Source organism: Frankia sp. R82 (assembly GCF_023716925.1).
Classification (GTDB): domain Bacteria; phylum Actinomycetota; class Actinomycetes; order Frankiales; family Frankiaceae; genus Frankia.
In genome coordinates, this window is sequence record NZ_JAMQQG010000336.1 from 1 (window position 1) to 11,879 (window position 11,879).

At 66.8% G+C, this 11,879-nt stretch carries 9 protein-coding genes and 2 pseudogenes; 9 read left to right on the plus strand and 2 right to left on the minus strand.

Annotated elements, in window-relative coordinates; genetic code table 11:
* Nucleotides 1-17: 17 nt before the first annotated feature.
* The 3 genes from ND747_RS27610 to ND747_RS27620 all read left to right on the plus strand — a co-directional run bounded on the left by ND747_RS27610 (nt 18) and on the right by ND747_RS27620 (nt 2,070).
* Nucleotides 18-464: an SDR family oxidoreductase gene (locus tag ND747_RS27610; RefSeq protein WP_308204715.1), complete on the plus strand. Its 447-nt coding sequence runs from the start codon at nt 18-20 to the stop codon at nt 462-464.
* 29 nt (nt 465-493) lie between these two features.
* On the plus strand, nt 494-1,354 hold the full coding sequence (locus ND747_RS27615) for an SDR family oxidoreductase (RefSeq protein ID WP_251737194.1): 861 nt from the start codon (nt 494-496) through the stop codon (nt 1,352-1,354).
* A 251-nt stretch (nt 1,355-1,605) separates the two neighbouring features.
* Nucleotides 1,606-2,070, plus strand: a complete 465-nt coding sequence (locus ND747_RS27620; protein WP_251737195.1) for an acyl-CoA dehydrogenase family protein — start codon at nt 1,606-1,608, stop codon at nt 2,068-2,070.
* 2 nt (nt 2,071-2,072) lie between these two features.
* Here the strand turns inward: ND747_RS27620 and ND747_RS27625 are convergent.
* Nucleotides 2,073-2,429: pseudogene (locus tag ND747_RS27625) on the minus strand (SAM-dependent methyltransferase); the annotation flags it as partial.
* Between the two features lie 499 nt (nt 2,430-2,928).
* Between ND747_RS27625 and ND747_RS27630 the strand changes: the two are divergent.
* Together ND747_RS27630 and ND747_RS27635 are read left to right on the plus strand one after the other, a co-directional pair.
* Nucleotides 2,929-3,831, plus strand: a complete 903-nt coding sequence (locus ND747_RS27630) for a hypothetical protein (protein ID WP_251737196.1) — start codon at nt 2,929-2,931, stop codon at nt 3,829-3,831.
* A gap of 656 nt (nt 3,832-4,487) precedes the next feature.
* On the plus strand, nt 4,488-5,132 hold the full coding sequence (locus ND747_RS27635) for a GDSL-type esterase/lipase family protein (protein WP_251737197.1): 645 nt from the start codon (nt 4,488-4,490) through the stop codon (nt 5,130-5,132).
* 291 nt (nt 5,133-5,423) lie between these two features.
* Here the strand turns inward: ND747_RS27635 and ND747_RS27640 are convergent, their stop codons facing one another.
* Nucleotides 5,424-6,515: an ABC transporter substrate-binding protein gene (locus ND747_RS27640; protein WP_251737198.1), complete on the minus strand. Its 1,092-nt coding sequence runs from the start codon at nt 6,513-6,515 to the stop codon at nt 5,424-5,426.
* A gap of 895 nt (nt 6,516-7,410) precedes the next feature.
* On the opposite strand from ND747_RS27640, the gene yaaA reads away from it, so the two are divergent.
* The 4 genes and pseudogenes from yaaA to ND747_RS30275 all read left to right on the plus strand — a co-directional run bounded on the left by yaaA (nt 7,411) and on the right by ND747_RS30275 (nt 11,507).
* Nucleotides 7,411-8,259, plus strand: a complete 849-nt coding sequence (yaaA, locus tag ND747_RS27645) for a peroxide stress protein YaaA (RefSeq protein ID WP_251737199.1) — start codon at nt 7,411-7,413, stop codon at nt 8,257-8,259.
* Nucleotides 8,260-8,784: 525 nt separating this feature from the next.
* Nucleotides 8,785-10,098: a wax ester/triacylglycerol synthase domain-containing protein gene (locus ND747_RS27650; RefSeq protein WP_251737200.1), complete on the plus strand. Its 1,314-nt coding sequence runs from the start codon at nt 8,785-8,787 to the stop codon at nt 10,096-10,098.
* A gap of 145 nt (nt 10,099-10,243) precedes the next feature.
* Nucleotides 10,244-10,708: a fibronectin type III-like domain-contianing protein gene (locus tag ND747_RS30270; RefSeq protein WP_374216339.1), complete on the plus strand. Its 465-nt coding sequence runs from the start codon at nt 10,244-10,246 to the stop codon at nt 10,706-10,708.
* A pseudogene (locus tag ND747_RS30275) lies at nt 10,600-11,507 on the plus strand (SDR family NAD(P)-dependent oxidoreductase). The gene ND747_RS30270 and the pseudogene ND747_RS30275 overlap by 109 nt, the downstream one beginning before the upstream one ends.
* The last annotated feature ends 372 nt before the right edge of the window (nt 11,508-11,879 follow it).

Sequence of the window (11,879 nt, forward strand, 5' to 3'; positions counted from 1 at the left end):
AAACGGCATAACTCAACATCAACAAGAGTGGGACATCAGCCCACGATCACACCCGGTCCAGGCGCGAAAGATCTGGGCTAGTGATCGCGTGCGACGCAACCAACCAGGCGTCTTGTAAAGCGGCTATCGACGAGGCCGCAGCCGGCATGGGTGGGATAGACGCCCTCGTGTACGCGACCGGGGTCGGTCATCTGGCCCGCCTGGTGGATCTCAGCCACGAGTCCTGGCCGCGCTCGTTCGACAACAATGTCGTCGGCGCGTCATTTATCGCGGCCGCGGCAGTTCCGTACCTCACGAAGTCGAACGCCGCCCTGGACTGCCTGGCCGCAGCAGTCGACCACTGGACGGCCTCCGAAGGCCGCCTCGGCCCATGGGCCTGCTCGACCACGCCTTCGCCGCACTCGGCGTGCGCCAGAACGCCGCGACCCCCGGCTCGCCCGGTCAGCGATCTGGCGTCCGTGTAACAACCGCACCCGCGATCTTGGAGAAGAGTATGAGTATCGTCGTCACCGCCGCCACCGGACAGCTGGGCCGTCTCGTCGTCGACGAGCTGTTGACGAGGGCTGCCGCGGACCGGGTCGTCGCGGTCGCGCGCAACGAGCGCAAGGCCGCGCGCATTGCCGCCAAAGGCGTTGAGGTGAGGATCGCCGACTACGGCAAGCCAGAGACCCTGAAGAATGTGTTCGGCGTCTGCGACGTCGCCCTGTTGATCTCCGGCACTGAATTCGGCCAGCGTACCGCCCAGCACAGGAATGTCATCGACGCCGCGAAGGCGACGGGCGTTGCGCGGCTCACCTACACCAGCGTCCTCGGCGGCCTGATCGAAGGCGGCTACAAGGAGGCCGCCGAGCAGCACAAGCCCACGGAGCAGGCCATCGTTGAATCGGGCCTGACCTACACGCTCCTGCGCAACGGCTGGTACACCGAGAACTACACCGCTCAGATCCCCGGCCAGCTGAAGCACGGCGTGGTCGGTGCCGCGGGCGAAGGCAAGATCGGATCCGCCACCCGAGCGGACTTCGCCGCGGCGGCCGCCGTCGTACTGACCAGCGGGGGTCACGAGAACAAGATCTACGAGCTCAGCGGCGACAGCGCTTGGAGCTTTGCCGAGTACGCGGCGGAACTGTCCCTGCAGTCAGGCACGGAGATCGCCTATCGCGACGTCCCCGTCGAAACGCTGGCAGCGGTTTTCTCCAGGGCCGGGATTCCTGCCGAGCAGGCCTACAACTACGCCGAGATCGACCTTGGTATCAAGCGCGGTCTGCTCCAAGGCGGCAGCGGTGAGCTCAGCCGCCTGATCGGCCGTCCGACCACCCCACTGGCCGAGACCATCTCGGCAGCACTCAAAGGCTGATACCCGAGGTTCAACCCCGCTCCGGCCCACCCCGCGCGGTCCAGCCCGCGCGGTCCAGCCCGCGCGGTCCAGCTCAGCCCCGCGCCGGAACGTGCCCGTGGACCACCTGGCGCGCCGTCCCGGATCGGCGACGGATTGGGCAACAACGCGCACGGCGGCCTGTCGTCTCCGGTCCGGCCAGGCCGGACCGGAGACGACGTGGCGGCATGCGTGAGGACTGGCCGGGGGGATCCAGCCGAGTGGAGGATCTGATGAAGGTGGGACTGACCGCAGAGCAGGAGCTTCTGGTCAGGACGACGCGCAGGTTCCTGCGGGACGCCGTGGCCGGGGACGTCCTGCGCGAGCTTCGGCACGACCCCGGGAGGTATCGGCCGGAGTACTGGAAGGCTGGGGTCGAGGTGGGATGGACCTCGCTGCTGGTCTCCGAGAAGCACGGCGGCGGAAGCGTGAGCGGCGCGGGCCTGGTCGATCTGGCGCTGGTGGCGTACGAGTTCGGGCGTCAGGCGGCACCCGGGCCGCTGCTGGGGGCCAATGTGGTCGCCGGCGCGTTGTCCCGGCCGGGCGGCGAGGCCAGCACGCTGCCCCCGGACCGGATTCAAGATCGACACTGGGGCCTCGGTGGCCGCTACCCGTCAGCCGAGCCATGCGGTATGTGCAACCCGGGGACGGTCCTCAGAACCCGCCGGACCGCCAAAAGACGCAGGCCAAAAGCCTAAAGATGGGCAAGGGTGGCCGGGTCGTTGTCGACATACGCGACGCGTGACGACGGCGCGACCTGCTGGGCGACCTCGTGGGTGTTGTCGGCGGTGGGCAGGCCCGTTCCGACGTCGAGGAACTGGCGTACGCCCTGCTCACCGGCCAGGAACCGGACCGCCCGCCGCAGGAACGCCCGGGACGCCCGCGCGACCTCGACGATCTCCGGGAACGTTTCGAAAAACCGGTCGCCGGCCTGCCGGTCAACCGGATAGTTGTCCTTGCCGCCAAGCCAATGGTTCCACACTCGGGCCGAGTGCGGGACGGTGATGTCGATACCGGCCGGAGCCGCGTCCGTTGGTACAGCCGCCTCCGCGGCCACCGATCGGAAGTCCCCGTCACCTGGCACGCCGCCCTGGTCCGCCACCGCCGCCCTACCCCCAGTACAGATCAGCCGATCCGCCTGACCGTTTCGTGGTAGATCGCGCATGTTCCGTGCGCTTCACGCAGACTGCCGCCGGCGGAATCGGCGCGAATCGGTACCTCGAACACCCACAGCGGGTGGCGCCCGAAGCCGCGCCTGGACGTCGGCGCCGCGTCCCGTCTGCCGACGATCATTTTCCGAGCCCGCTCCCTGAGCGAGCGCACACCTGCCGTCATCACGCCACCGACGACGAAACCATCGGGTTTCGGTTGTCCAAATTCTCGAACTTAACCGCGATCCGTCGTGTTTCCTGGTCATGCAACCGACTCGGGTTGCGTCTACGGGGGGACAGGTTGTGCCTGTACGTCGAAAACACTCGATATGCCTGGTCAGGGGCCCGCGGCGGCGCGAGGCGTGGCGCTGCGCCGGCGTGCTCGCGCGGGTGGCGGTCGCACGGGTGACGCTCACACGGATGGCAGTCACCCTGACGGTCGCGGTGGCCGCCGCGACCGCACTGCCCCGGGCGGCTCTGGCCGCGGACACCCGCGACTACCCCGCGGTGGCGTCCCGCGGCAACGGCGTCGCCGTGCCGTTCCAGGGTTTCGTCGGCGCCGACGGCCGGCCGACCCCGATCGGCGGGGCGGTCGGGGTGGATCTCGTCCTCGGCTCCACTGCTCGGCCATATCTGCCCTGCCAGCACTACAACCGACAGTCCGGCACCGGTGACACGTTCGTGAACGCCTGCCAGGAGAAGGGCAGCTATGCCACCTACACCCGGTTCCCGGCCGGCAGCGGGCTGGTCTTCCCGCACGGCTACTTCGTCGGGAACACCCAGCCTGACCTCGTCCGCGGCGGAGTCCTGAACACCGACTGGGGCGCGCGGACCGCGGGCCTCTCGTTCGAGTTCTACCCGGATCCGCGTTACGACGCGGAATACGTGCACTCCCGTTTCTACGTCGACGCGTTCACCCGACCAGCCAACGGCTGGACGTACTCGGTCGACTTCGGCAGCATTCCACTGCTCACGGCCACCGACCCGAACACCGCGCGCCTCGGCGGCCAGTTGACCGTCGCCGGACGCCCACCCGCGCCCGGCCGGGTGTCGATGACCATCTTCGGTGGCACGGCACACTCGTCAACCGGCCAGCCCATCTCCTCGTTCGCCGTGTACGCCGGCAGCGGCTCGTCGAGGTGGACGACCAGCCCGCTGTACGCCGGATCCCAGCGGATCACCATCGTCGACACCGCAACGCGCCGCCAGTGCATGCTGGATCGCCTCAACGTGCGCGGCAACGTCACCGTCGACTTCGACCTGGCGCAGCCCGGTTTCGGCCACCCCGACAGCGTCTGCACCGGCTGAGTCGGGTCACCCGACGACGAGACTCCGAAGCCGGGCGCGTCAGCAGTGCGTGCAGATCATGTGGCGAGACCTCAATGACCCCTGACAGACCGCTCCACACGGCGAAGCCCCGGCAGATGTCGGGGCTTCGCCGTCGCTGCCGGCCATCGCCCCCAGTCGTGCCGCTGGAACGTCGGTGCCCGCACACCCGGGCACGAAGGGCTGACCTGCGACCGTTTCGATCCCACGCTGTGGCCTGAAACCCTGCGTTGTGGCCTGAAACCCTGCGTTCTGGGCGCTCTCCCGCCGAAGCATCAAAGCGTATCGCTACGGTGGCAACCGCGAGCGACATGACCGGCGCGGAGGACGCCGACCTGAGCGCCACGGGTAGCGCAGCGCAAGGCTGGCTACGGACACCGGCGAAGCCGGCCATACGGGCAGCGCGCGCGTCCAGTGTCCAGGTGGCGGCGCCGCGACCATTTCCCTTGCACGCACCAAACCCCTGACCTATATTTGCCCGAAGAGAGCACACGGCCGCACGTCTGTGAACCATTCGGTTCGTGATGGCACCACGATATTTAACGAAGGGGGTCTCCGGTGGCAGACCACGCCTCCCGTGGCTGAATTAAAGCTCGCAACCATTTAACGCCGCCAGCCCTGGAGAAAAAGAATACCACATGAACACCGACCGCATCTATTCGGTACTCGTCCCAACCATCCGACCGATCGTTCGTGCGACCAACCGCCCACGGATCGCCCAGTTCGAAGCGGCTCCACTGGCGGCCCGGCGGGTGGTGTTTCTTGGTGACAGCATCACTCAGGGCGGGTTCTGGGATGCCTGGTTCCCGGAGCTTCTCACGCTGAATCGCGGCGTCAACGGGGACACCACCACCGACGTCATCCATCGCCTCGACAGTGCGATCTTCAAGCCTGCCGCGGTGTCCTTGCTCATCGGCACAAACGATCTCCACGGAAAGCCTCGCGAGAGGATTCTCAGCGGCATCTCCGATCGCACTCATGAGATCATAAACCGCATCCAGGACGCATCTCCCGACACGACGATCCTGCTCAACAGCGTGTTGCCGAGAACCGCCCACCTTGCGGCCCGGATCCAAGAGCTCAACGCGCATTATCGAACGATCGCCCAGAAGACCGGCGCCACCTACGTCGACCTGTGGCCAGCGTTGGCCGACGGCCTCGCGCTGCACAAGGAATACACCCAGGACAACCTGCATCTCGTGAGCGCCGGATATCGGGCGTGGACCGGTGTTCTGCGCCCCCACCTCGCGCCGTTCGCCGTTTCCGGACCGGGCGAGAAATGAAATCCACGACCTGGTCACGTTTCGAGAAAAAACGCTGGCGCCTCTAGTTTCTCATGATTCAGAAAACCTTATGTCATGCCAAGTGACACGTATCGGTTATGAGCCTGGCTTGAAATCTCGGACTCACCTTGTGGACGATCGCTGTCTGTGCCGGGCGCAGCCACCGGTGATCCTGACGCGTTCTCACCAACCCGCCATGATCACCGGTGGCTGTTCGCGTTCCGCCACCGGCCCTGCACGCCTAACGGCGGCCGCCCAGATCAGGTGATCACAAAACGACAGCTGCCGTACTTAGGGAATCGGGCTGTAGCCGACGACCTGGTAGGAGGCCGGTTGGCCCTTGCCGTCCAGCTGTGCGGTCAGGCCACCGCGGCTGCACACCGCCGGTGTGGCCGAGTAGGCCTTGCCGTCGCAGCGGAACCTCAGACCACCGCTGCCGGGGATCTCCTTCTCCGGCATCGACTTGAACGTCGAGATGACCGTGGTCGGGGTGATCTCACCCTTGATGTCCGCCAGTGCGGTCTGGAAGGCGTTCAGCTCCGCGAACATGTTCATGCCGCTGGAGTCGTCGGTTTTGATGTTGCTGCCGTAGGCCGCCACGACGGCCTTGTAGAGCCGGGTGGACGGGTTGTCGATGCCCACCGGCGCGGACGCGTTGATCGTGACCCGCGCCAGCGTCTCCGCCGGAACCGCCTTGCGGGTCGCATCCGTGACGCACTGGGAGTTCACAAAGAACGGGCCAGTGAAACCAGACGTCCGCAGCGCGTTGAACGCACTGATGCAGAACCCGTCGTTCCCGACGATCTCGATGACACCCGGCGCGCTGCCGGACAGGCTCTGCAGCTGAGGGGTCATGTCGGCCGTTCCCAGCGGGACAGGAATGATCTTAAAGCTGATCCCGGCCTTCGTGAGCGCCGCCGCGCCCGTGCCCTTGAACTGGGCCAGCGCCGGCGGCACGTCGATGATGACCCCGGTCAGGTTCTTGGTCTTCGCCTTGGCGGCCAGCGGCAGGATTCCACTGATCGTGACCCCGGTCGGGTCGCTCAGCACGAACGTCGACTGGGTGTCCTGCAGCTGCTCCGGGAGGGCCGTGGAGAAGAGCAACACCGGGACCTTTGCCGCGTGCAGCGGCGTCCAGATCTGCTGCGCGACCGCAGACGCACCCACGATCACTGCCACGGCCTTCTGCTCGATCACCTGGTTCGCGCAGTCGGTGCCCTTACTCGGATCGTTCGCCGTCTCACACGTGACCAGCTGGATCGGCCGACCACCGATACCAGAGCGGTGTTCGTTGAGGAACTTGACCGTCGCATCCGCCGCCCGCAGCTCGATCGAGGAGTCAGCCGACGGACCCTTGCCGTCCGAGATCAGACCGATCTTCACCGGGGCACCGGAGGCCCGTGCCACCGGGCCCAGCAACGCCGCGCTACTCGAGGCATCCGCCGTGGATCCCCCACTGCTGCTACCGCCGCTCCCGCAGCCGGCCACCACCGCTAACAACATTCCCGCGGACAAGGTCGCCACGGCCGCAGTGGCACGGGGTCTCAGCCCCCTGGACCGAGACCGCCCCGGAGCCACTCGGTAGCCGAGCGCGCCGAACCACTTTCCATCTGTGAGCATATGTCTCCTGACGTCATTCAGTCATAGCTCCGCACCGCCGACAACAGCGCACTGAGGCATGGACCGGGCCCACGGCAGGCGGGGTGCGTCGAACCAGCCCAGATGGCACCCCATCCGGGAAGAAAAGTGTGACACCGTCTACATTCGGGGGCAACTTCCATCGACCCGGTAGACGGGGTCGTTCCAATCCGGACACGTCGGACCGTCGAGATCTTGAAAGTCCCCACACCCGATACAGCCATGATCCAAAAGTCGCCCCTCGTACGCCAGGCGAATAAGCCGGCAGCGTCTGCGAGGAGATCACAACGGCAGGCTCGGGCGACGTGAACGGACCGTTCAGAGTTACCGAACAGTGCGCCTGAGATTGTGATTGTCACCGTGCCGAGCAGGCTGTCGGCTGCTCCCAACGTGACAAACTGCGGGAGGAAGTGGTCGGGTGATGGATGCGCGAGCGGCGTGCGGGTGTTCCACGAGGACTTCGTACAATGACGACACGCGAGGACGACACGCGAGGACGACACGCGAGGACGACACGCGAGGACGACACGCGAGGACGACACGCGAGGACGACTCATGAGCTCGCCGAAGCCCTTCGATGTCGCCGTGGCCTGGCAGTACAGAGCGCAGGATGCCGAGATCGTGAGATGAGGTCGGACAGGTGCGGGTCCTGCTACCGCCGAGCGAGGCGAAGGCCGCCGGTGGCGATGGACCGTCGCTGCGGACGGCCGGGTTCGGTACCGGCCCGCTCGCGGACGCCCGCGCCGAGGTAGCACGGGCGGTCACGGCGTTCTGCCGGGCAGAGCCGAACGCGGCGATCACCGCACTGCGGCTACCGGCCTCACGCGCGCAGGCCGACCTGGCCGCCAACACCACGATGCTGGACGCACCGACGATGCCCGCGCTCGACCGCTTCGTCGGCGTCCTCTACCAGGCACTGGCCCCGGCGACCCTGCCACTCGCCGCGCGAGCCGCGGCCGGCCACACCCTGTTCGTCTCCACCGGTGCATTCGGCCTCCTCGGCGCGGCCGAGCCGGTGCCCGACCATCGGGTCGCCATGGCCGCAGCGGTCCCCGGCCTCGGCGGCCGCAGCGCACCGACCGTCCTCGCGGCCTTCTGGCGTACCCGGCTCGCGTCAGCCCTGCCCGACCTGCTCGCCCGCACCCCGGACGACGTCGGCGAGCACCTCGTCGTGGATCTTCGTTCGTCGGACTACGCGACCGTGCCATCCCTGTCCGGACCGATGCGCGCCACCGCCCTGCCGGTACGTTCCCTGACCGAGAAACTCGTCGACGGACACTGGATCCGCCGTCCGCTCAGCTACCAGGCGAAGCAGACGAAAGGCCGGCTGACCCGCGCGCTCCTGCTCGCCGAAGCCGCCGGACGCCCGGTGAAGACCATCGACGACGTGGCCGAGGCGGCCGAGTCCGCCGGCCTCGTCGCCGAGCCACGCGGCACCGCCACCGCGCCCACCCTCGACGTCATCACCCGCTGGAACCCAACCACCTGAACCCGACGCCATCGCCTTCGGAGAATCCGACGCCGGACTGCCCGGCCGCCGACGGCGCTGGTACCCGTTCAGTTTCATACACCACGTCCGCCCGTCCACCCTCTTCCGCCGGCCGCCGCGAAATGGGCCACCCCAACCCGCCGTCAACCGCGAAACATCTCACCGGCCGACCGGTGTCGTCCCGGCGCGACCACCGGGCCTCCGGGTATATTTGCTCCACTTAAATAGTGTCGATCTTCCATGCGACGCACGCCTTCTTGTCGCAGGCCTTTTCTGGCACAGCCGGGGTTCACTGTCAACGCAGGAGTCGGACATGACAAAAAATCGACCGGTCACCGAGGCCGAACTGGACGGCCGCAGGTGACAGGCCGCATTTTCCGGGGGGATGCGGCACCGCGGGCCGGCCACGACGCGCCGGCGGACAGGAACCAGGCGGCTGAAAATGGCACCGCGGGGTGGCTGTCGCGGGCGACCGCGAAGCGCCGGCCCAGCAGCGCAGCTTTTCCCAGGCAGACGTTCACGCCGATGGACACAGTCCTTCTCGGGTACCAGCGCGCATTTCCGGCGACGCCGTTCGCAGTAGGCTGCCTTCTGGATGTCCGCGGGTCGGTACCCGACATCGAGGCGTTGTGTGAACTGGTCGCCGACCGGGCCCGCACCTGTCTCCCGTTGACCCAGCGTGTCCTCTCGCCCCGGCGAAGGCGCCCGTGCTGGGTCGTGGACGACGCCTTCGATGCCGCCCGGCACATTCATGCCTGTCGGCTCTCGGCCGGGTCGGACACTGCGGAACTACGCGTCGCGGTGCAGCGACTGTCAGCATCAGGATTCCCCGCGGACCGACCTCCCTGGCAGCTCTGGCTGCTGCACGGTCACCGTCCGGACGGCTTCTCCCTGTTGTTCCGCTCCAGTCATGTGTGGATGGACGGTCTGGGGCAGAACCTGTTGCTGGAGCGGCTGTTCGGCCATCCGGGCCCCGGGTCGACCCACGCTCCGCTTCGGTCGGCATCGGTTCGCCGGTCCGACCCGCGGGCCCTTGGCCGTGCAACTGCACACATGTTGAGCTGGTGCACTCGGACAGCCACGATCGGCCCGTTCGAACAGGTGCTGGTCGGACACCCACAGCACACCTGGCTGGAGGTCGACCTGGCCAGGTTGCGAGCCATCAGCCGCGCGTTCCAGGTACCTGTGAACGACATCTTCCTGGCCGCGGTCACCGGCATCCTGCGTGCCTGGTCAGGCTCGAACACCGAGCACGCCGGTCGGCGACGGGAACTGGTGCATGCCGCGATGCCGGTCAGCACGCGCCGGACGACCGAACAGATCCGCGTGGGCAATCACCTGACCTCTGTCCGCATCGCGCTGCCCTACGGTGAGGCTTCGGTTCGCCGGCGGGTCGAAGCGATCCATCGGCAAACGTCGCGACACAAGCGAGTCGGAACACCGGGCGTCGCCGAACGCCTTTTTCTCTGGACAGTTCCGGCCCCGCTTCGGCCGAGCGTGATGGCCGCCGGCATGATGTCCCGGGTCTTTGCGCTGACTGCGTCAAATCCACACGGTCTGACCGGGCCACTGCACGTCCTCGGCCGCCCGGTCACCGCAGCGGTACCGATTCCGCCGCTGCCCGGCAGTCAGCGCATGGCAGTCATGCTCGGTGGACTCGATGGGCAGGCGGCCATCGGATTCACGCTGGACGGGTCCGTCCAGGGCGGCTCATATCTGCCCGCGCTCCTCGAGGCCGAACTGCACGCCCTCGAGGTGGAAGGAGGCCTGCTCCCGGGCCAGGCGCCGCTCGAGTGGACCCCCTCGCCCACTGCGGACCTGGCCGGCGCCGATCGCTGAGATCGGCTCGCGGCGGACTGTGGGCGCCTCCGTTGGTACCTGCGGTACGCGCTGTCCTACCGGGACGTCGAGGAGCTGCTCCCCGAGACCTGGCACGTCGACGCCGCTCGGAAGAACAACCGCATCGAAGCCGACCACGGCCGGTCTGACCGGCAGCCACCTCGGCCGCCGGCATACCCAACTTCTCCGTAACGCAACAGCACCAGTCGTTCGGCTCTACGTGCACCCGCGAGTGACCACAGTCGTCCAGCCGATCCGGCGACTCGCCGGATTCGAACGCATCGAACTCGAAGCGGGCGAGTCCCGCGAGATCATGTTTCCGGTCGGACCAGCACAACTCGCGATTCTGAACAATCGCGTGCAGCGCACCATCGAGACCGGCCTCGTCGACACCTTGGTCGACACCAACGCAGCATACACCGCGAGCGCCCAATTCGAGGTGCGCACCCGACGTCGTACGCGACTCGACCGTTCGCAATCCGTCTGGAAGGAGACAATCGAATGTCTCAGCGGTTGGAAGGCAAAGTGGCCCTTGTCACGGGAAGTGGCAACGGTATCGGTAAGGAGGTCGCGCTTCTGCTGGCGGCCGAGGGGGCGTCGGTCGTCGTGAACGACCTCGGCACCGATACCGAAGGCGAGGGCAGAAGCTCCGCTGCCGCGGATGGGACCGTCGCTCAGATCACCGCGTCCGGTGGCACGGCCGTCGCCAACTATGACTCGATTGCCACACCCGACGGCTGCGTGAACGCGGTCCAGACCGCCGTGGACAACTCGGCGCATGCGACATCGTCATCGCCAACGCCAGCGCGCTTGTCGCTGGCAGCCTGGCGGGCATCGAAGCAGACGACACTTCATGGCAGAAACTACTGAACCTCTATCTCGGCCAGAAATTCTGGCTATCCCGGGCCGCAGTACCCTCGATGCTCAAGCGCCGCTGGGGCCGGGTGCTGTTCGCCACTTCCGAGATCGCTCGCGGCACACAGGCCAATCCCCTCGGTGCCGCGGTGCTCGGTGGTGGAATCGCTATGTCCCACGACCTGGCAACCCAGTACCGCGACAGCGGTGTCACGTTCAACTGTTACGCACCCGGCGCCGGCACCCGCACATTCGATCTTTACAAAGATCAGATGGATGATGCCCTCCATGCCCAAGGAGTCCCCGAGGACGAATTCGGAAAGTTCTACCTGCCGCCGGCAAACCTCATCGCGCCGATGCTCACCTGGCTATGCACCGCCGCCGCCGCGAGCGTCAGCGGGCAGGTATTTGCGGTGAGGGGATCCGCAGTCACGCGCTGGACCGACGTGGCGGACGGACCAACCATCGTCAAGGACGGTGACCCGCGCGCCCTCTGGACCTTGGATGAACTCGATACCCAGGTCCCGGCGCACCTCCTCTCCAACGACGCCTGATCGTTCAACACGGTCCGTTCAGGTCGAGCGGAGGTAGCCGACACACCCGCGCGACTGCCTCCGCCCAGCTCGGCGATTTCGAAGACTTTGAGCTGTCAGCGACGCATGAAGACCGACTCCCTGACGACGGGTGAATATCGACCTCCTCCCATCGACCACCCGGCTTCACACCGTCAGGCAAAAGCACAGAGCCCCGCACCGTGTGATCGACTGCGGGGCTCTGGACTGCCGCAACCTGACGTGCGCTCGGCAATGCACACAAAAAAACCCAACCGGCGCTGCTACGGATTACGCACACTGAAGCTGCCCCGGTTTCGTTCACAGGTAGGGCTTTGAACGGTTAGGCGGCTTTATCGTACTCCTGGAAGCGGG

Excerpts from the sequence above, each read along its gene's own strand:
- ND747_RS27635 (WP_251737197.1), top strand. The coding sequence starts at position 4,488 with ATGAACACCGACCGCATCTATTCGGTACTCGTCCCAACCATCCGACCG.
- ND747_RS27615 (WP_251737194.1), top strand. The coding sequence starts at position 494 with ATGAGTATCGTCGTCACCGCCGCCACCGGACAGCTGGGCCGTCTCGTC.
- ND747_RS27650 (WP_251737200.1), top strand. The coding sequence starts at position 8,785 with ATGGACACAGTCCTTCTCGGGTACCAGCGCGCATTTCCGGCGACGCCG.
- ND747_RS27620 (WP_251737195.1), top strand. The coding sequence starts at position 1,606 with ATGAAGGTGGGACTGACCGCAGAGCAGGAGCTTCTGGTCAGGACGACG.